The sequence below is a fragment of the Cryptosporangium arvum DSM 44712 genome (assembly GCF_000585375.1).
GTDB classification, from domain to species: Bacteria; Actinomycetota; Actinomycetes; order Mycobacteriales; family Cryptosporangiaceae; genus Cryptosporangium; species Cryptosporangium arvum.
This window is the reverse complement of sequence record NZ_KK073874.1, coordinates 7,022,602-7,042,853: the sequence shown is the minus strand read 5'-3', so window position 1 is coordinate 7,042,853 and position 20,252 is coordinate 7,022,602. Positions and strand designations below refer to the sequence as shown.

Annotated in this window: 15 protein-coding genes; 11 read left to right on the top strand and 4 right to left on the bottom strand. The window is 65.4% G+C overall.

Annotated elements, in window-relative coordinates; all coding sequences use genetic code 11:
* Positions 1-52 precede the first annotated feature (52 nt).
* Positions 53-943 (top strand): dephospho-CoA kinase, encoded by an 891-nt coding sequence (coaE, locus tag CRYAR_RS32230; protein WP_051571225.1) that lies wholly within the window; start codon positions 53-55, stop codon positions 941-943.
* Between the two features lie 22 nt (positions 944-965).
* Here the strand turns inward: coaE and CRYAR_RS32225 are convergent, their stop codons facing one another.
* Positions 966-2,633: an ABC transporter permease gene (locus CRYAR_RS32225; protein ID WP_035857008.1), complete on the bottom strand. Its 1,668-nt coding sequence runs from the start codon at positions 2,631-2,633 to the stop codon at positions 966-968.
* Complete coding sequence (locus tag CRYAR_RS32220; protein ID WP_035857007.1) at positions 2,630-3,517, bottom strand: ABC transporter ATP-binding protein; 888 nt, start codon at positions 3,515-3,517, stop codon at positions 2,630-2,632. Before CRYAR_RS32220 ends, CRYAR_RS32225 begins: the two co-directional genes overlap by 4 nt.
* 93 nt (positions 3,518-3,610) lie before the next feature.
* Here CRYAR_RS32220 and CRYAR_RS32215 point away from each other — a divergent pair, with 93 nt between their 5' ends.
* The 9 genes from CRYAR_RS32215 (at position 3,611) to CRYAR_RS32180 (ending at position 14,736) form a co-directional block, all read left to right on the top strand.
* Positions 3,611-4,111: a GbsR/MarR family transcriptional regulator gene (locus tag CRYAR_RS32215; protein WP_211247744.1), complete on the top strand. Its 501-nt coding sequence runs from the start codon at positions 3,611-3,613 to the stop codon at positions 4,109-4,111.
* A gap of 1,357 nt (positions 4,112-5,468) precedes the next feature.
* Positions 5,469-6,632: a lipopolysaccharide biosynthesis protein gene (locus CRYAR_RS32210; protein ID WP_035857006.1), complete on the top strand. Its 1,164-nt coding sequence runs from the start codon at positions 5,469-5,471 to the stop codon at positions 6,630-6,632.
* Entirely contained in the window at positions 6,625-7,515 is an 891-nt protein-coding gene (locus CRYAR_RS32205; RefSeq protein WP_035857005.1) for a glycosyltransferase family 2 protein, read from the top strand. The genes CRYAR_RS32210 and CRYAR_RS32205 overlap by 8 nt, the downstream gene beginning before the upstream one ends.
* Before the next feature lie 15 nt (positions 7,516-7,530).
* Entirely contained in the window at positions 7,531-8,667 is a 1,137-nt protein-coding gene (locus CRYAR_RS46215) for a glycosyltransferase family 4 protein (protein ID WP_084701236.1), read from the top strand.
* A 109-nt stretch (positions 8,668-8,776) separates the two neighbouring features.
* Positions 8,777-10,192 (top strand): O-antigen ligase family protein, encoded by a 1,416-nt coding sequence (locus CRYAR_RS32195; protein WP_169745112.1) that lies wholly within the window; start codon positions 8,777-8,779, stop codon positions 10,190-10,192.
* Complete coding sequence (locus CRYAR_RS32190) at positions 10,192-11,676, top strand: polysaccharide biosynthesis tyrosine autokinase (RefSeq protein ID WP_084701234.1); 1,485 nt, start codon at positions 10,192-10,194, stop codon at positions 11,674-11,676. Before CRYAR_RS32195 ends, CRYAR_RS32190 begins: the two co-directional genes overlap by 1 nt.
* A 35-nt stretch (positions 11,677-11,711) precedes the next feature.
* Positions 11,712-12,638, top strand: a complete 927-nt coding sequence (locus CRYAR_RS46210; protein WP_169745111.1) for a glycosyltransferase family 2 protein — start codon at positions 11,712-11,714, stop codon at positions 12,636-12,638.
* Positions 12,639-12,640: 2 nt separating this feature from the next.
* Positions 12,641-13,555 carry a glycosyltransferase gene (locus CRYAR_RS43930; protein WP_169745110.1) on the top strand — a complete coding sequence of 305 codons (915 nt, stop codon included), beginning with the start codon at positions 12,641-12,643 and terminating at the stop codon, positions 13,553-13,555.
* Positions 13,556-14,220: 665 nt separating this feature from the next.
* Entirely contained in the window at positions 14,221-14,736 is a 516-nt protein-coding gene (locus CRYAR_RS32180) for a hypothetical protein (RefSeq protein WP_157018248.1), read from the top strand.
* A gap of 870 nt (positions 14,737-15,606) precedes the next feature.
* Here the strand turns inward: CRYAR_RS32180 and CRYAR_RS46205 are convergent.
* Both CRYAR_RS46205 and rfbB read right to left on the bottom strand, forming a co-directional pair.
* Entirely contained in the window at positions 15,607-17,214 is a 1,608-nt protein-coding gene (locus tag CRYAR_RS46205; protein ID WP_169745109.1) for a glycosyl hydrolase family 28-related protein, read from the bottom strand.
* Between the two features lie 1,233 nt (positions 17,215-18,447).
* Positions 18,448-19,443, bottom strand: coding sequence for a dTDP-glucose 4,6-dehydratase (gene rfbB / locus CRYAR_RS32170; protein ID WP_035856999.1), 996 nt, complete (start codon positions 19,441-19,443; stop codon positions 18,448-18,450).
* Positions 19,444-19,657: 214 nt separating this feature from the next.
* On the opposite strand from rfbB, the gene CRYAR_RS47670 reads away from it, so the two are divergent.
* The gene (locus CRYAR_RS47670; protein ID WP_157018246.1) at positions 19,658-19,798 is read left to right on the top strand and encodes a hypothetical protein; all 141 of its coding nucleotides are present in this window, start codon (positions 19,658-19,660) and stop codon (positions 19,796-19,798) included.
* Positions 19,799-20,252: the final 454 nt, after the last annotated feature.

Genomic DNA, 20,252 nt, shown 5'->3' with positions numbered 1-20,252 from the left:
GCCCTTCCGACTCCGGTCGGGAGGGCCTCGTTCTGTGCGGCAGGATGGGCGCATGCTGCGGATCGGGTTGACCGGTGGAATCGGGGCGGGCAAGAGCGCGGTCGCCGCGCGGCTGGCCGAGTCGGGGGCAGTCGTCGTCGACGCGGACCGGCTGGCCCGTGAGGTGGTCGAACCGGGCACGCCCGGCCTGGCCGCGGTCGTGGCGGCGTTCGGCGCCGACGTGCTGGCCGAGGACGGCTCGTTGGACCGGCCGAAGCTCGGGAAGATCGTCTTCGCCGACGACGCGGCGCGGGCGCGGCTCAACGGCATCCTGCACCCGCTGATCGGGGCGCTGACCGCCGAGCGTGCGGCCGCCGCGCCGCCCGACGGGATCGTCGTGCACGACATCCCGCTGATCGTCGAGGGCGGCTCGGGGGCGAGCTTCCACCTGGTGGTCGTGGTGATGGCCGCGGAGGAGGTCCGGCTGCGCCGCCTGACCGAGCTGCGGAGGATGCCGCTCGAGGACGCCCGGGCCCGGATCGCGGCGCAGGCCACCGACGAGCAGCGGGTCGCCGCCGCCGACGTCCTGCTCGACAACTCCGGCGGGCTGGCCGAGCTCCGCGCGGCCGTGGACGCGCTCTGGGAGGACCGGCTGGTGCCTTACGCGTCCGGCATCGCCAAGGGTGTGCCGTCCTCGGCCACCCCGGGGACGGTGACCGACGCGCACTTCGACCGCGCCGCTGCCCGGCTACGCAGCTGGTTGCACCGCCCCGACCTGCGCGTCGAGTGCGCCGACAAGTCCGGCCCGCTCGAGCTCCAAGCATTCCTGGCCGACGCCGACGAGGTGCGCGCGGTAGCCGGGGCGCTGCCGGGGTCCGGCTGGATCGTGGCCTCCGATCACGTCACCGCGCACTCCGCCGACCCCGGCAACCCCGGCGTCCTCCACCTCCGCACGCCCGCTTGAGCCCGCCCGGGCCGGGGCGGCGTCAGCCCAGGTCGCGGCGGCGGAAAGCGGTCAGCCCGGCCCCGGTGAGGACCGCCGCCAGGGCCAGCAGCCACAGATAGGGCGCCGGCGTGACGTCGGCACCCGGCAGTTGGGGCAGGTGGGTGAACGGAGAAAGGTCCATGACCGCCGTCGGGAGCTGCAGGATCTCCCCGAACTGTCCGATCACGATCGCCAGCAGCAGCACCGCCCAGCTGAGCAGCGTGAACCGCGGCAGCAACCCGAACAGCGCCACCGCGACCGCGGCCAGCACCAGCACCGCCGGCAACTGTGCGAGCGCCGCGCCGAGCTGCCGGGACACCTCGGTACCGACCGCACCGGTGCGCAACCCGTGGGCGAGCCCCGCCAGCACCCCGGACGACGCCAGGATCACCGCCGATCCGACCACCACCCACACCACGTGCGCTCCGGCCCACCGCACCCGGCTGACCGCGGTCGCGAGCACCGGCTCGGCTCGCAGCGACTCCTCCTCGGCTCGCAGACGCAGCGCCGCGGCCACCGCGTAACCCGCGACCACCATGCCCATCACCAGGTAGATCATCCCGAGGTAGACGTCGGCCAGGCTGCCACCCGCCCCGGTGTACTCACGCAGCATCTCCGCGGTGTTCGGATCGTCGTTCGCCGCGGTGACCATGTCCTGCGCGAGACCCCCGAACACCAGGCCGCCGATCCCGGCGCCGATCGCCCAGCCGAGAATGCTGCCGCGCTGCAGTCGCCAGGCGAGACCCAGCGGACCGCTCAACGTGGATGGTGCGGATTCCGGCCCCAACCGGGTCCGGAAGACACCCGCACCGGCGTCCCGACGCGCGCGCAGTACCGCGACACCGACGAGCAGCAGGACGACGGCCACCGCCGGGACGAGCAGTACGGCCCACCGATTTCCGGCGTACGGCCGCACCTCCTCGGCCCAGCCGATCGGCGACAACCACGACAGCCACCGCCCCGACGATCCGTTGACCGCGGCCGAGTCGCCGGCCGCGCGGAGCAGGAAAGCGGCTCCCAGCAGCGCACCGGCGATCCCACCGGCGGAACGCGAGTGCTCGGTGAGCTGCGCGGCGATCGCGCCGACCGCGGCGAAGACCAGCCCGACCGAGACGCATGCGGCCACCAGCGCGAGCGAGCCGCTGAACGGGATGTCGCCGACGGTCAACAGCCCGGCGACACCGAGCACGAGGATCAGGGCGTTGAGCAGCCCGACGTAGACGAGCGCGGCGGCCAGCCGGGCGTAGCGGCCGACCGGCGCGGCGTCGAGCAGGTCGGACCGGCCGGCCTCCTCCTCGGCGCGGGTGTGCCGGAGCACCATCAGATAGCTCATCAGCGCGAGCAGCACCGCGGCGAACGTCAGCACCTGCCAGGCCGTCGCGCCGCCGTACGTGTTCAGCGCACGCGGAGGTCCGGTGATCGCGACCAGCCCGGGGTTCACGCTGCCGCCGTAGGCGCGGGCCAGCGCGTCCAAATCGGCCTGAGTGGGGTAGAGGCCTTTGAGCGGAGCGGCCTGGCTGTAGATGAACACCGCGACGCCGAGCACCCACGCGGTCGCGCGGATCCGGTCGCGGCGGAGCGCCAGCCGGAAGAGGCTCGCCGTGCCGGTGAACCCACCGCCGGCATCGGGCGCCTGGGTCCGGGGTTCGGCGCTGAGCACCGTAGTCATGACGCGACCGTGTCGGAGTAGTGCCGGAGGAACAACTCCTCCAGCGTGGGCGGCTGGCTGGTGAGGCTCCGGATCCCGAACCGTTCGAGCCGGGCAAGCAGCGGGCCGAGCGACGCCTGGTCGACCTGGCAGGCGAAGCGGGTGCCCGAGATCTCGACGTCGTGCAGGCCCGACAAGCCGGTGAGCGCGTCCGGCGTCCGCTCGAGCTCGGCGTCGATCGACGTGCGGGTGAGGTGGCGGAGCTCGGTGAGCGTGCCGGTCTCGACGACCCGGCCGGAGCGGATGATGCTCACCCGGTCGCAGAGCTTCTCGGCCTCGGCCAGGATGTGGCTGGAGAGCAGCACGGTGCGGTGCTCCTCGCGGATGCTCTCTTGGAAGGCAGCCTCCATGAGCGGGTCGAGACCGGAGGTCGGCTCGTCCAGAATCAGCAGTTCGACGTCGGACGCGAGGGCGGCCACCAGCGCGACCTTCTGCCGGTTGCCCTTCGAATAGGTCTTGGCCTTCTTGCGGGGATCGAGCTCGAACCGTTCGAGCAGGTCCTTCCGTCGCCGGGGGTCGAGCCCCCCGCGAACCCGCCCGAGCAGGTCGATCACCTCGCCGCCGGTGAGCGTCGGCCACAGGTTGACGTCGCCGGGGACGTAGGCCAGGCGCCGGTGGAGGGCCACCGCGTCCCGCCACGGGTCGCCGCCGAGCAGCCGGGCCCCGCCCGAATCGGCACGCAACAAGCCGAGCAGGACCCGGATCGTCGTGGTCTTGCCCGCGCCGTTTGGCCCGAGGAAGCCGTGGACCTCACCCGTCCGAACCGAGAGATCGAGTCCGTCGAGTGCCCGGACCGCCCCGAAGGTCTTGATCACCCCGGCCAGTTCAATCGCATTCGTCGACATGGTTCTGACGGTACCGAGTCTTCACAAATTTGTGAACGTTGGCGAGAGTCACAACCCCATGGCACGATGAGAACCGGTTGAAAGGAGCAACGGGTGACGGAACCGGTCATTGACCCGCGGCTGGCGGACTACCGCGAACGCTTCGCGCTGGTGCTGACGAACTTCGGCATGCAACGCATGGTGGCCCGCGTCTACGCCGCGTTGATGGTGGCCGAGTCACCCACCACGACGATGCCGGAACTGGCGGAGTCGCTCCAGGCCAGCGCCGGAGCCATCTCGGGCGCGGTGAAGACGCTCACGACGATCGGCATGGTCGAGCGCGTGCCGGCGCCCGGGAGCAGGCGCGACCACTTCCGGATCGCCGACAACGGCTGGTACGACACCGTGATGCACAAATACCGCGTCATGGCCCAGGCGATCATCGACCTGGCCGCCGACGGGGTGGACACGGTGGGCGAGGACAGTGTCGCGGGCCATCGGCTCGACGAGATGCGCGCGTTCTACGCCTTCATCCAGTCGGAGATGGAAGAGCTCCTGACCCACTGGGAAAAGGCCCGCGACGCCCGCCGCGCCACCCGGGAGGCCGACGCGTAGTAGCCGGACGTGTCACCAAGATCTGACGGGGAGTTCCGATTGATGGCGCCGAGTGGCCTCGAGGCGTCGCCGAAGAGCCGAGAAGCAATCCGCTGACGGGTCGCGAACACCACCGGAGCTCTAGCCGGCGTAGTAACGAATGAACGCGGCTAGGTCCGAACGATTGTGCTGCCCCGGCAGACGCGCACGTCGCCGGGGCCGGGCGCCGGGGGCGCGCGGCCTGACGCTGGTCCGTCGGTGCGCGCCTGACACGCGCGGAGGTGACGGTCGCCCCCGCCGCCGGACCGCGGCACAGACGTAGGCCGCTGACGTCGGAGTTCGACCGGCCGTCGTGTTGATCGGCACCGGGCCCCGGCGGCGCCCGGGGGTGACCAGAAGGCCGTTCCTGATGGCCAGCGGCATGAGCACGGTGGTCTTCGTCGACGGCGCCGCGGGATTCGACCTGTCGACCCGCACGGGGCGCCGGGTTCGGCGTTCCGCTCTCTGTAGACCAGGTCCTGACGGCCGCCGGAGCCCACCATCCACAGTCACCCTGGCGACTCGGTGGGCGAACGCGTTACCGAATAGCGGGTTGCGAATCAGCGCGCCAGCAACGTAATAATGTAGGCCCGACGGGTGGGGTGCTTAGTCGGTACATCGTAGAGTCTATTCACTGGCCTGAACTCTGTGAGGGGGAGTAATTCCCGTTTGCGGCCGAGATAACGGCAGTCGCAACAAAGCAGAGATAGCCAGTTCGCCGGTCGAATGATCCGAATTCCGCCTCCGAGTGGCGCGATCGGGAATTTGTCAGGCCTGTCGGTAACCACGCGGGAAGAGGGGAAGGTTCGAGGATCTCTTTGGTAGTAGTTGACATCGGGGGAGAGATCTCGAATGACTCGTGCCATTCGCCGGATGGTGGTACGCCCATCCAAGGCACATGATGCCGAGGCGCGCGAACGATAATGCGGCATGTCCGACCAGGCGCGTTTCCGGGTCAGCGCCTTGCTGGCGGAACAAATTCTTCCCTCCTGAAGCGATCGTGTGACGCGAGGATCGACGTGAAAGCTCGACCGACAAGCATTCGTGGTGCACGGGGAAACACGCCTAACCGGCACCGTGGCCATTGCACGCTCGCGCCGAATCCTCACCGGTGTTCTCCGTCGCCGTCCGGTTCCCCTCTCCTCGGTGCTCACCCGGCCGGAGCGCAAGGGCCTTCCATCGCCCGAGCGGCGGATGTCTCGCCGGTCGACACCGCTCTGCCGAACCACTCCTCGATCCAACTCAAATGGGGTGCGTCGTCGTTGTGAAAGCAGCACCCATACGCCTGAGGCCGGCACTGCAGCTAGCCGCGTCGAACACCGCGACATATGCCCTCACGTTGGTCATCAACGGCCTCTCAATTATCGCCACCGCTGCTCTCGCGCCGGCGGAGCGGGGGATATACGTCGCGACGAGCGGCAGCATCGCACTTGGCGCGGCGCTCGGTGGACTGTCGATGGACACATTCTTGCTGGCCCGCGGCGCGCAGTGGTTGCGCGGAGTGTATGGATCCTTGAAAATGACGATCCTCGCATCGACCGTGCCGATGGCCGGGCTGGCCGCCGCGATCCTCGCAGTTTACTCGGCGCATTCCGAGGTGCTGTTCGCGGTTCTCGGAGCAGGAGCGATGGCCGCCGCTAATCTGCCGGCCGCAGCGGCCTTCGCCAACGGCCGTTTCGCTTTTGTCTATCGCCTGAGAGCGGCGACTTCCACCGCGATATTCGTCAGCTTCATCGTCCTCATCGCGTTCCAGTCGCAGCACGCCAAGACGTGGCTCTCGGTCTGGCTGACCTGCCAGGTCATAGCCGCGACTGTGCTCTGGCTGATCGATGGGAACCTGCTCAGAAGCAGAACCATGAATTCCAAGATGCGGTCGGATGACATCGCTCAACTGGGTTGGACACATTCTGGTGTCGTGGCGGCGATCTTCATGCTCAGATTTGACCAATTGGTGCTGTCCCGCTTCCAGGGCCCGACCGCCCTGGCCATCTACAGCCTCGGTGTGTCCGCAGTGGAGTTCGCCCAAGCCGGATCAGCGGTCGCGTCGCAGCGAGTCATCGGCGATAGAGACGATGGTGCGGTCGAACGGATGTGGGCCGGAATCGTGAGAGCGCTGCTGTTCGCGGCCCCGGCGGGGCTGGCGATCATCGCTGCACTTGCGGTCTTCGGTCACTTCCGCGAGCCGTATCACTCTGCGTGGACCATCGCTGCCCTGCTCTTGCCCGGATCGCTCTTCCTGGCGGTCGGCCAAATATTCAGTGCGCGCCTCGTGGCGATCGGGAAGATGTCATTCACGGCGGTGATCTCATTTGTCGTGTGCGGGATCTCGGTCGTGTCCTATCTGATTCTGTTGCCGCGATACGGCGCCGCCGCCGCGGCAATAATTTCTTCGATCTTGTACCTAATTCACCTGGTAATCACTTACGCGACGCTGCGCTGGACCGAAAGAAGACGCCTCGCCCAACCGGCTGAGGTAGCGACAAGGAGTACTTCCGGTGTCTGAGAACGTATGCGCGATCGTGCTGAACTGGAATTGTTTCGAGGACACCAGTCGCTGTGTCGCGACGCTGAAGGCGCAGGAGCCGGCACTCAGAGTCGTCGTCGTGGACAATGGCTCCGGAGACGATTCGGTAGCCCGGCTGCGGGGCCTGGCCGGCGTGGATCTGGTTCTGCTCCCGGAGAATCTCGGGTATGCCGGCGGGATGAATGCGGGCATCCGGCTCGCCCGGGAGGTCGGCTACCAGTGGGTCTGGCTGCTCAACGCGGACACCGTTCCGCGTAGCGGTGCGTTGAGCGCGATGCTCGAGCAAAGTCGTGACGCAGTCGCGGTCGGCACCTGCCAGGTCACCTCCGAGTCGCCGGAACACCCAGATGAGTCGCCCTACGTGGCCGCGGCAAGAATCGTCCGCGGGCGGGTGCGCGAATTCACCTGCGCGGGCTGCTCTGTCGGCCGTCATGAGGCGGACGTGGTCACCGGGGCATCTCTCCTGCTCGACGTCGAATGCCTGAGGAAAGTGGGTGACTTCGACGAGAGCTTCTTTCATTACAAGGAAGAGTTCGACCTGGTGCGCCGGATGGCGGCCACCGGCGGAAGTGTCGTTCTCGCGTGCAACGCGCGTGTATGGCACCAGTGCGGTCGGAGTATGTCCCACAAATCACCTATCGCAGAATACTATTGGCACCGCAACGAGGTGCTGTACATCAGGAAGAGTCACAAATCTCCGCTCCTGCATGTTCTCGGCCAGAAAACTCACTACCGGCTCGTACTGCGGAGCCTGGCCGGCCTTGTCCTGCCGCACCGCCGAAATAGGAGCCTGGCTGCGCTCGCCGGTTACCGAGACGGCCTCCGCGGTGTTTCCGGCAAGGCAAAACACTCCTGGCGATAGAGAGGGGTCGGGAACATGCACGTCTACATTGCCGGACACTCGAGCGCGCTCTACGGTGCTGAGCTCTCGATGTACAGCCTGGCCCAGTGCGCCAAAGAGGCCGGGTACCGGGTGACTGCGTCGGTGCCGACGACCGGCCCACTGGTGGAGCGCCTGAACCAGGTGTGTGACGAGACCGTTGTGGTCGCCACGGCACCCTGGATGGGGCGGCGGCACAGCCTACCGGTCGGTGCGATCCGTATCGCGCAGGCGACCGCCTCCATCCGGAGCTATCAGCGCCTCATCGACCGCGTCAAACCTGACGCAGTTCTCACGAACAGCGCCGTCATACCTGCGCCGGCGTATGCGGCGCGCCGTTGCGGTGTGCCGCACGTCTGGTACGTCGGTGAGAGCTTCGGAACGAACCCGACTCTCCGCTCCGCGTTGCACCCACGGCAAATAGCGAGTCGGCTGTCGAATCTGTCCGCGCGGACGATTGCCGTCTCGCGGTTCGTGGCAGCGCAGCTCGCTACCGCGTATCCGCCGATCTCGTCGAAGCTGTCCGTCATCCCCCCACCAGCGCTCGCCGATCGCCTCGGCCCGCTCCCACGTCCAACGATGCGGAAACCGGGTCCTCTCCGTGTCTTGCTAGCGGGATCCTTCTCTCCGGAGAAGGGGCAGATGGATGCGGTCCGTGCGGTTGGCGAATGCTACGCGCGAAATCATCACGTCGAATTAAGGCTGGTGGGTGGTGGACACCACAGAATGACCGAGCGTATTCAATCATCGGCTGATTCGCTCGGCGTGAGCCACCTGGTCACGATCGAGTCGTGGACGAACGGCGTAGAGGCCCTGTACCAGTGGGCCGACGTAGTGCTGATGTTGTCGAAAAACGAGGCATTCGGCCTGGTCACTGTCGAGGCACTCAGCTACGGATGCCCCGTTGTCGGATACGATCGGGGGAGTACGCCTGAGCTACTCAGTGCGGGCGGCGGTATCTGCGTCGATCCCGATCCACGAGCGCTTGCATCAGCGCTCGGGCAGTTGGCGAGTGATCCTTCGCGGTTGGAGCAACTGACCGACGCCACCGCCAACAATGAGCAGCGTCTGGCGGAATACCGCCGGGCTCCGGAAACGATCCTGTCGGTACTGCGGGGTGTAGCCAATGCTTAGGGGCGCCGGACCGCTCCTTCGTCCCGCAGCGTTCGGATTGGCGGCGACACCGTTGGTGGTCGTCGCGCTCTGCCTTCCGGATTCACCCTGGCTCACGCTGGGGTGCATCATGGCCCTGCTGGGCGTCATCGCCGCGGTCGCTCGGCCGGCTACGCGGGAGTGGATTCCGGCCGACGCGACCGGGTGGCTCCTCTTCACGGCGATCGTGTTCCTCCCGATCGCTCCCGCGATGGGTACCGCTGGCTCTCTTGCGCGGATCGCTTTGGGCGGCGCGGCGTACTTTCTCGCTGCCTTGGATCTCCACCGGCAGAGCCCGAAGTACCTACCATGGATACCGACCGCAGCGCTTCTGGGGTTTCTCGTCGCCGCCGCCCTGCTGAGCCCGGTCAGCGTCGGCTATGGCCTCTTGAGGCTGATGAATTGGGCGCTCTTCCTACCGGTCCTGCTGCTACACCTTCAAGACCGGCATGCAAGGAATGCCGCGGCCGGGCTCCTGGTCGCGGCGGTCGTGCAGAGCGTCGGAGTCGCGCTGCAAATGTCTGGGCACCTGGGCGGTGTGTGGGGTGGCATCGTCGTGAGCGGCGAAGGCTACGACCCCAGTTCCTCGCACTGGATGAAGCGGTACACCGCATTTGTGGCCAATCCCAATGACTTGGGTCTCATCTACTGCCTTACGCTTCTCGTGTTCGCCATCGTCCTCGCCGCAACATTCCAGCAACGCGCGCATCGAGCGATTCGCACCGTGATCTGCTCGGCGTTCATCGCCTTGCTCCTGTTCGGGATCCAGCTCAGCGGCTCGCGCGGAGCGCTCCTCGGGATCGCGATAGGTCTGCTCTGCGCTTCCCTCGCGGCCACGCGGCCGGTCAAGCCACTGCTTGCAGCTGTGGTGCTCGCTTCGGCCGCACTGTTGGTTCTGGGGCGAAGCGAGCAGGGCAGGGTGTTGGTGGGCAGTATCGTGGACTTCACCAATGGGTCCGATGTGAGTGCGGACGCACGGCAGGGGAATTGGCTGCGAACCGTGTCGGGCAGCACCAGCGTTCTTACCGGCGCCGGTTTCGGAGGGTATTCCTTTCCGTTCCGGGCGGGTACGGTGCCCGCAGCGGATCTCAATGTCTCGCAGACGGTGGACAATTCCTACCTCAAGCTCGTCCTGGAAGCCGGCGTTTTTGCCCTGATGGCTCTGCTCTCGCTGGTCGGCATTGCTTTGGCTCGAGCCTATTCGTCCGCCCGGTCGAACGAGAGCATATTCAGATCCGTGGTCGCCCGAGTCGCGATCATCTCGGTAGTCGTCATGGGGTGGCGTGCATTCTCCGTGGACCTGTTCGACATCAATCCCTGGAATGGGTACTTCTGGATCGCGCTGAGTTTCGCGCTGCAGTCGAGAAAATTCGGCTGCAGGGCAGCTTTGCCGCTCCCGAGCAAAGGACTCGGAGTGACCGACCGGTCTGGCCATGAGGATCTCGAAGAGAGGGCCGATGCGCACTCTCCAGGGCCGGCTCACCGAGCCGTGGTTCCGCAAACCTAGTGGGGCACCGCCAGCTCCAGAGATCGAGCCCGGACCGGCCTCGATCCAACAATTCTGCTCACTCGGAGGGCCGCGAGGTGTCACTAGCGCAGTATCTGCAGATCGCACGCGCCCGATGGCTGTGGGTCCTGACGTGCGTCGTCCTGGGTGCCTGCTCATCTATGGCGTTCGTGGCGCTCCGTGCCCCGACTTACAGCGCCGACGTGCAGCTCTTCGTATCGACGAGTTCGCGAGAAGCAGACTTGTTGCAATTGTCGCAGGGCGGTCTGTTCACCCAGCAGAGGGTCAAGTCGTACGCCGACATCGTCTCCAGCCCGGTTGTGCTCACCCCGGTGATCAAAGAACTCGGGCTGAGTGTGTCCGCGGAGACTCTGGCTCGTGAGATAGAGACATCGACACCCACCGATACGGTGCTTCTGAACATCTCGGTCAACGACACCTCGCCGACGCGCGCCCGAGATATCGCGAACGCCATAGCAAAGCGACTTCCGCGGGTAGTTCAAGAGATTGAGACGCCCGCCGGTCAGACGTTATCGCTAGTGAAGGTTTCGGTGACCAAGTATGCGGTGGCGGCGGAGGCACCGGTTGCTCCACGACGTGCGCTGAGTCTCGCGATCGGACTGGTGGGCGGTCTGGTCGTTGGGTTCTGTGTCGCGCTGCTGCGGGAGGCACTCGACCGGACGATTCGGAGCCGCGAAGTTCTCGCGCAGGTTACGGACGCTCCGGTGTTGGGGGCCATCCCGAACCTACCGGTCATGGCTAGCGGCAGCCTGGTGGTGGCCGACATGACGTCCCACGATGGCGAAGCCTATCGAGGCCTGCGCACCAATATCAGGTTCATCTTCGCGAACCACAAGGTGAGCAGCTTCGTGGTGACGGGCTCACTCGCGAGGGAAGGTAAGAGTACGACCGCGGCGAATCTGGCGTTGGCGATCGCCCAGACGGGTAGGCCGGTTGCGCTCATCGATGCGGATCTCCGTTGCCCGAAGATCGGCGAAATCTTCGGCCTCTCCTCCGGCGTGGGTTTGACGGACGTCTTGCTCGGCGACGTTGGGGCATTGGAAGCCTTGCAGCAATGGCAGGCAGACCTTCCTCTGTTCGTCATGACGTCAGGTCCTATTCCGCCTAATCCCAGCGAACTGCTCGGGTCGACCCGGCTCCAGCAACTGCTCGACGAATTCGGTAAGAGGGGAATGACCGTGGTGTTCGACTCGCCGCCGCTCCTGCCGGTCACGGACGCGGCGATCGTGGCACGGGTCACGGACGGCGCGCTCCTCGTGACGTATATCGGTTCGACCTATAAAGAGCATGTCTTGGCGTCGGTGGACGCGCTGCAAACGGCGGGCGCGTCGCTGTTGGGTACGGTCGCCAATCGCATACCTGTCGACCCCGCCGAAAACGCGAGGTACGGCGCGTATTCGCGCCGGTGGCACTACGAGCACAAACCCAGGACACACAGTCTGGCCCGCCGCTCCGAGGGATAGTCAGGGGGAGAAAACCAGGTATGGAGACGATGTGCGTGGTCACCGTTCTCTACAATTCCCGCGACGTATTCATGTCGACGTTCCGCACGTGGGTGGAGGGTGCTCGGGAATGCACCGGCGACGTGGAATTCGTAATCATTGACAACTCGCTGGAACCCACGTGTGCCGACCTGGCCGCCGACGCCGCGGATTCCGGGCTACGAGTGACCTATCGCCATTGCCCGGAGAATTTGGGGTTCGCCGGTGGATGCAACTTCGGCGCGAGTCTGACGGACTCCGACTTCATCTTTCTTCTCAACCCTGACGTCTGGGTGGAGAACGACACCTTCAGGCGGCTACTCGAGCGCCTGAACAGAGGCGAGGCGTCGCCGCTCGCGGTTAGCCTGCAGGTGGGGGATGCAGTGCTCTGCGGGATCGGGATAAACCGTGCCGGCCATTTCGTGGATCGCAAGCTCGACTCGTCATTGGCCCTCATCGGTCCGTCCGGTGGCGCTGCAGTGTTCCCGACGGATCTCTACAAGCGCTCCGACGGACTCGATGCGGATTTGTTTGCCTGGGGTGAGGACGTGGACCTTGCAATTCGTTTGCACGCGGGCGGGCACAGAACCGAGGTGGTCGACCTCCGACTGAGGCATCTCGGTGGGCACAGTCTCGGTGCTGACCGACGCTTGTCGGGACGGAAGGTATTCCTCCTCGCCCGGAACAGAGTAATTCTCGCTGCTCGATATTACTCGACCACTTCGCTGATTCTGCTGTCTCCGGTGTGGTTGGCGCTGACGGTATGCCTGGCAATTTCGAAGGGGCGGCGACGTGTCGGTATAGCTTACCTTCGGGGCGTGGCTGCCGGTCTGGCGGCTTTTCCCGCGAATCGGTCGACTGCATATCGTTCGTCGAGAGTCGGTGTGTGGTCGGTTGGGCGGCCTCGAGCTCGTGCGGTCGCTACGACGGTACTTGCGGACTGAATATGCTGACTGCTGGAGAGAGGCTCGCGATGGCATCGGGTTCGAGTGTCGATTGCGTTTCCGTGGTGATCACGCATTACAAAAGTCCGGCCGCCCTGAATGTTTGTCTCGGAGCTCTCCGAGGCATAGCGGGGCTGGACGTCGTGGTCTGTGACTCCGAGGCGGAGCCCGGAGTGGAAGAGTTGATTGACGCGGTCCTTCCAGGTGCCCGGTACGTAGGCTTCGCCAGGAATGTGGGCTATGGGGCGCTGGTCAATGCCGGATTCGAGTCGACGAAGTCGGAGTATGTGTTCGTGATGAACGCAGACACGACCTTGACCGCTAGTGCTCTCAGTAGTTTGGTTGCCCTTCTGGACAGGTCGCCGGAAGTGGGGTTGGTTGCTCCTAGGCTAAGGTTCCCGGATGGCCGCCAGCAGGACTCCGCTTTTTCTTTCTACCGGCCGGTGACGGTTTTCAACCGGCGCACGCCGCTAGGCAGAACCTCACAGGGGCGCCTGGATCTGGCCCGCTTCCGCCGGCCGATGGCCTTGGTGGAAGCCGGTGACGCTGATATGGTGGAGGCGGACTGGGTGCTTGGCGCGGCATTCTTGGTCCGCCGCGAGGCAATCGCTTCCGTCGGCCCCTTCGATCACCGGTACTTCCTGTATTTCGAGGATGTGGACTGGTGTCTGAGAATGTGGCGACAGGGCTGGCGGGTCGGCATTTCCACCGATGCGGTTTGTGAGCACGGCCTGGCTAAGGCGAGTGAGGCGAGCGGCCTCGCGAGCGCGATTCGGAACCGACTGTTTTGGGTCCATGTGCGGTCGGCTGTTCGCTTCTTTGCGAAACATGGTCTCGCGCCGACCAGAGGGAAACGAGCACGGCCGACCGTCACCGGCCAACACACCGTTGAGCGGAGCGACTCGCAGATCAGTTGAATCGGCTCGGTACCAACGGTCAGTATCGGGGATGCGGCGGGGCCATTTTGTATGGCTGATCGGCGGCGTCCGGGCATCCTCAGCTGCCGCGATGCAGTAGTGTGATTCCGTTGAGTTCGGAATCTGCCACATCTGTTTTATCCTCTCGCCGCAGTACTCCTTTACTGGTGAGGCGCGGCTGGGTCTGGTCTTATGCGGCAATGCTTTCCAGAATTCTGTGTGGAGGTGAACGAGGACCGGTCCAGATCTGCCCGTCGACCAGCGGTGCGGGCCCCGAGCGAAGAGGACTAATGGTCTTCGAATATCGAAAGTATTGAGAAGTGAGATTCGCTAACCAAAATTCCATCGAGCGTGTAGATACGCGTCTGCCGCAGCTACCGAGGGCGGCGGCGGAAGAGCGATTGGTCGGCGCGCCGCCGGCGTGGGAGACTCGGCTTTCGCGAGTTTTTCAAGAGTATCAGGACCACGAAGTCGCAAACATTGGACTGAGGCCCGACTATCTGGTCGTTGCTGCTGCGGCGTTGTCCCGGATACCGGCTCTGACCTCGCTTTTCCGGTTGGCCGTACTTGATCTCCACCTCGGCCGATCGGGTGAGGGTCCCGCGATTCGTAGGCGGCTACGAAGGACCACGCGGCTGGGCAGGCTGTTCTTCCTGCGGAGCATCGTGGATGTCCTGCCGATACCCGTCGACTCGGATGAATACATCGTCGGCGCCAGTCGGCAGACATTGCGACGTAAGCTCCGCGCAGCGGAGAAGGCAGGGATCACTTGGCGCGTGGAGACCTCGCCGGAGGCTCGCGCGTACCTGGTGAAGTCCTTCGTCGAATCGGAGCGATCACACCCGATTGCCCGATACAGGTCCGACGCTCCCGAGCTGGCGGATCTCGTCGACTATGGGTTGTGGCTGGTGGCCGAATCCCGGGACGGTGACCCGATCTTCGCCGCGGTCATCCCGATTGCGGGTACCTGTGGTCTGCTTCGATATTTTCGGACCATCGGTAATGGTGAGCACCAGTCGCTGGCGAGATACCTCATGTCCAAGGTATTGGTGGATGAGCTCTCTAGGCGCGGAGTGCGGTACCTGATCAACTCCAATGCGCCGTGGGATCTGCCGTCCGGGCTGCGACACTTCCAGCGAATGACCGGCTGGCGGCTCGCGCGTGTTCGGGTGACCTCCTGAGGACGAAGCAAAGGTCGATCGTCCGCTTCGCGGTGTGTGGTGGAGCCCTCGGTGGAGGTGGCTAGTGGCGTCGCCGCTGATGCGGGCCTCGGGCACCGGCATGTCGGCGGCCACTCCGGAGCGACTGCGTTCCGCAGGCGATCCACGCCACACTCGGAGCGGCCAACGCCTGCCTATCCGTCCGGCGTGGCCGTGTCTACCGAGGGCTGTGGCTGCCGGCCGACGCGGAGCGGGTCCGCTGTCGGTAGCCAGGGGGCCCGCTGGCAGTGTCCGACGGCGGCAGGGCAGTCCGTGCTCGTTGCGCTCACCCGCGCAAGGCGAACTAACGCCCGCCTGGACCATCGTCTACCGTCACGGAAGGGACTCGCTCCGCCGGCCGGGACAGCACGCACCCTCCGACTTACCCTGCAACCCGTCTGCGATCTGTTCTCGCCGCCGCTTCCGGTGCCGGACGCGGCGGCGCGGGGCCTGCGGCGAAGGCATCCTCGCCTCGCTGAAGGCGGCCGGGGGAGTAGGCCTCGGACGACACTGGCCACCAAGGTCTTCGGACCGGCGGTCACCGTTCCGCAGCGTCGGCGCCGTGGAGACCCCACGATGGGCACTATCGGCCTCCGCTCGCAGCGCGGATGGCGGTCGACGCGCTGCGGCGCGGTCGAGTGCACGAAGCCGCGAGGTCCGGTCTGAGCTCCAACCAGACCACACCGCGCGGCCATCCTCGACGGCCGAAGTGGCTACTGCACTCCACCGCGAGCGACGGTGGCCGGACCTTGGTGTCACGGCTCGACACCGATCCGTTCGGCGGGGAATCCGGCACGGCGGATTCCCCGCGCACGAGGGACTTCAGGTGCGTGACGGCATACCCGTCCGGCGTCAAAATTCCCGCGGCAGCAGCAGCAGCGGATTGAGGAGATTGACGTCGCCGTTGAAGGTGTCATCCGCGTGCGAGCCGTCACGCCAGATTCGATACCGGACGATGTTCCCGGGTTGTGCAGCCGGTCCGCTGATGACAGTGTCGATCAACTGATTCGCCGCCGTGAGCACCGATGTCCCCGCCGCGACGTTCGAGTCGGTCGTCGAGACAATCGACGATGCCGGCCCGCATTGCAGCGCGCACATCCAGCGAACCGCACCGCCACCGCCCGTTGACGACGCCCAGCGAACCACGATTCCGAATTTCGCGCCCGGAAGAGTGTCGCGAGGTAGCGTGAGCACGCCGGAAATGTAGGCGCCCGAGCCTCCTGACGGCGTAAATACATGGCCCGCCCCGTTCGGGCCGGTCGCGACCGTCGGTGCGTTCGCGAAGGTGATGGGGAGATTGACCTGGTCTGCCCCAATTCCGTTCATACCTCGCGCATCGGACACCATGCGGCTCAGATCGGTACCGGTGAACCCCTTCAGGGCAACCTGACCGTTGCCGACCGGCGATTCTATCCGCACATAGCTCGACTTCGGATTTCCTTCGCAATCGACGCCGACGAGATGCAGCGCGCCATTGTTGATTCGAACGTAATGATCCGGGTTCGCGCCGTGCGAGAGGTGGCCACCGATGAACTTGTTGGGAACGGCGGAGATTCCGTTCTGTTCGATGAGATGTGAATTGGCCGTGCCACCCAGATAGAGGTACGAGCCCAACACCTGGACCGCTGAGCATTCGTTCAGCTGGAGGATAGGGTAGTTCCCGGCCAGACGTTCCACCTTCAAGCTCACAAAGGTGACGGCGACGGAGGGGGCGCCCTTCTGGCCGTCAACCCGGATGTCGACCCCGTTGTTCGACTCCAGTTCGCAGTCCGTGAAGTGAAGGGTATTGCTTCCGCCGGCGATGCCGTCGCCGGCGATGCCGTCGATGACCATGGCGGGCGCGTCCAGTCCCCTGCCGCAGTATCCGACAAACAGCTGGTTCGCCGATGAATTGAATGCTTGAGAAAACCGCACCCCGGTTGACGAACTGAACCCGACTCGAACTCGCTCGATCCGGAATTGTTGCCCACGGTAGATTCTCAAGACCTCGCCGGGAGCACCGTTTCCGTGGAGCTCGAGGTCGTAGATCTCGACTCGCGCGCGTTTGGTGGTGTCGTTGACATCCGCGACCGTGGGCGCTCCTTCGACCCGCAGCAGTGGTTTGTTGCCGGTTGAGGTGGTCCGCCGTATCCGTGTTCCGTAGTCGCCGCCGACGTAGCCGATTCCTGCGCCACGGAGCACGACTCGGCTTCCGGCCGGAACGTTGAGGCCGGTGACGAGAAACTCCCCACCGGGAAAGACGACGATGCCCTTTGCCGCTGCTGCGGCAGTGATGGTCGATTGAATCGCGGCCGTGTCATCGGTTCGCCCGTCTCCTTTGGCGCCGTAGTCGGTCACATTGAAGGAGGCGTTTCGTGCCAGATTCGGACTGTCCGCCTCGCTCTTGCTCAAGCCGAGGATGACGGTCAGACTCGCCGCTGTGCGCAGCCAGCCTCTTCTGGTCAGCAAAAAGCGAGACATCATCGCTCCCTATCGGGCGAGACTTGTCCGGGTCGGTACCTGCTGGTGAACCGGCATAAAGACCTATTCGGCACTCGCGCACCAGGGCTCGTGTTCGCAGATTGGAAACGCTGCGGGCGGCTCCGGGGCGGTGCCTGAATGTAACTCACCCTACTGGTTGGAGCTTCGGTACGAGCGTGACACGCTGCGAGCTTCTTTGTCGTGAGTAGGTCGCACTCGTCCGAGCGTTATGCAGCATATTACTTTCCAGAGACGTAAATTCTTTTGTGAACATTATTCCCCCGGTGTGATCCAACGCGAGAAGCATTAGCCTCGATCTTTTTTGTGCCCCGATGACGCGGTGTTCGTTTGTGTAGGCGCATTCGTGATTGCCGCCTCGCGCCGGTGAGTCCGGGCCAGCTCCTCGGCCGTTGGATCGGTCGGGTCGGAAGGAACGCCGAGGCCCGATATCTGGGGGAAGGCCCTGGAGTACCTGGACCGGGGCCGGGAGGAACCCCTGGCGCATCGGTCGCGGAGCGTGCCGATCCTGGTGGGGGTTGGGAAACCTTTCCCCGCCCCGGTGACGTGCGGAGATGATCGCCGGTATGCGCGCCCCGTGCCCGCTGACGTGGAGAAGGCCTGCCGGGAGTGAGTCGGAGGCGGCCATAGCACCGATCGAGGGTCATCACCCGCCAACTCGGGGAAGGGGCACGCCTCGCGGACGCGTGCTGTCGTGAAGGCATCAGCGGGGCACCCGGCGCGAAACAAGGGCTCCGCTGATCCGGTTCGAAGCGCACGTGCGGGCATCGCCTCTCCTGCGCTCGCGGGCAAGGCGTTTCCGAGCAGCAAGATCTCTGTGGTCGTCGACGAACGGGGAAGGCCGATGTCGTCGTTGGCCCGTCCGTAGATCAGGCCAACGACAACCCCGCACCGCTGCCACGGTTTCAGTGCTCCGGCCAGGGCCCGGCCGACGGCGGAAACGACCGGGCCCGGTCACGGCTTCGGTACACCCGCCGCAAGATCGTTGCCACGATCCCGGGGCGTTCGGACCAGGCCGGCCGGGTGGATGCGAAGGGTACGTCCGGCGTCCGATCGGGTCGTCCAGTGGCAGGGAAACCTGGACGAAGGCGGCCTCAACCGGCTCGAACAGTTCGCGCGATGGCCACTCACGACGCCGAATGTGTCGTCCTCTACCGCGCGTCGCGCACCGTCGCCGTGGTCGTGATCCGGCTGACGGAATCCGCGAGACAAGCCCTAGTGGACAGCGAGAGAAGCTCGTTCCTTGAGCGGTTCCCACCAACCGCGGTTGTCGCGGTACCAGGCGACGGTATCGGCCAGCCCCGCGGTGAACGACTGCTGTGGGGTGTAGCCGAGTTCGGTGCTGATCTTGCTGATGTCGACCGAGTAGCGCCGGTCGTGACCCTTGCGGTCGGCCACCGGGGTGACGTGGGTCTCCCAGTCCCGGCCGGTGGCGTCCAGAAGGAGTCGGGTGAGTTGTTTGTTGGTCAGTTCGGTGCCGCCGCCGATGTTGTAGACCTCGCCCGCCCGGCCCTTGGTCAAGGCCAGCTGAATACCGCGGCAGTGGTCGTCGACGTGCAGCCAGTCGCGCACGTTGCCGCCGTCGCCGTAGAGCGGGACCGGCTCGTCGTCCAGCAGGTTGGTGACGAACAGCGGGATGACCTTCTCCGGGAACTGGTAAGGCCCGTAGTTGTTGCTGCACCGGGTCACCACGACGTCGACGTGGTGCGTGCGGTGGTAGGCCAGCGCCAGCAGGTCGCTCGAGGCTTTCGACGCCGAGTACGGGCTGTTGGGCTGCAGCGGGTGGGTCTCGGGCCAGGAGCCTTCGTCGATCGAGCCGTAGACCTCGTCGGTGGAGACGTGCAGGAACCGGCCGGTGCCGTGGCGGTGCGCCGCCTCGAGCAGCGTCTGGGTGCCCAGCACGTTCGTGGTGACGAAGTCCATCGCGCCGGTGATGGAACGGTCGACGTGCGACTCCGCGGCGAAGTGAACGATCGCGTCATGGCCTGGAAGGAGATCGTTCACCAGATCGATGTCGGTGATGTCGCCCTTGACGAACGTGTACCGGGGGTTCTCGGCGACCGGATCCAGATTGGCCAGGTTGCCTGAGTAGGTAAGGGAATCCAATACGGTGATAGACCAATTGTCCATGCCGGGATGGCTTCCGGACAACAATGATCGGACATACTGCGACCCGATGAAGCCGGCGCCGCCGGTGACGAAGATCCTCATATCTTCGTATACTAGGGAAGTCTTGAGGCCGGCGTGTGACGCCGATTAATCCGCCGCTTGAATGGTGGGTGGTGCAACACCGTACCGCACGACGGCGTCAGGTGAATAAGTCGGACCTCATGATATGAGGACTATTCAATTATGTGAAAGGCATTCTCCGGGCTGGTGGTACCGGCTCGCGACGTCGAAGACGGCGGGCATCCGCGAGGTCCTGGTGATCACTACTCCCGGAGACGCGAGCCGGTTCGAACGGTCGTTGGGCGACGGTGCGGAGCACGTGCGGGTGATCGGGGAGCGGCAAGGCTTCAAGATCGCCGCGTCGAGGAGGTCGCTTGGCAGCAAGGCCGCCGACTGACCGGGCGGACGTGCGCCATCACGTCGATCTCTGACTTCGCTGTTCGCGAGTGCGAGGCCTCACGGCGCCTAGCTCGGGACCGGTACGGTTCCCGAGCTCGCGGTGGCGTCGGCCTGAGAGCGGGTGGTGGGTGGCCGCTCAGAACTGGCGCGGTGTCTTCTGCCGGCGGGTGCCGCCCGAGTATCGGCAGCACGGCAATCCGCCGTAGGGCGCTCGGGTTGACCGCGATAGGAGCCCACCGCAAGCTCTGGCCGCGGGCACGTGTCGGCGTCCACACTGCGCGAATCGAACCAGCTACTCGTCGATACGTCCCCGCCGGTCTGCCCGGGCATTGGGCGCTTGCTCCTGCTGGCGGAGAACGGCCGCGGTCGGGCCCCGCGCTTGTCGCCGAAGGAAGCACGACATCGCCGATCCGGTGGGGCGGCACCGAGGCCGGTTGTGCCCGGGCCGCGGT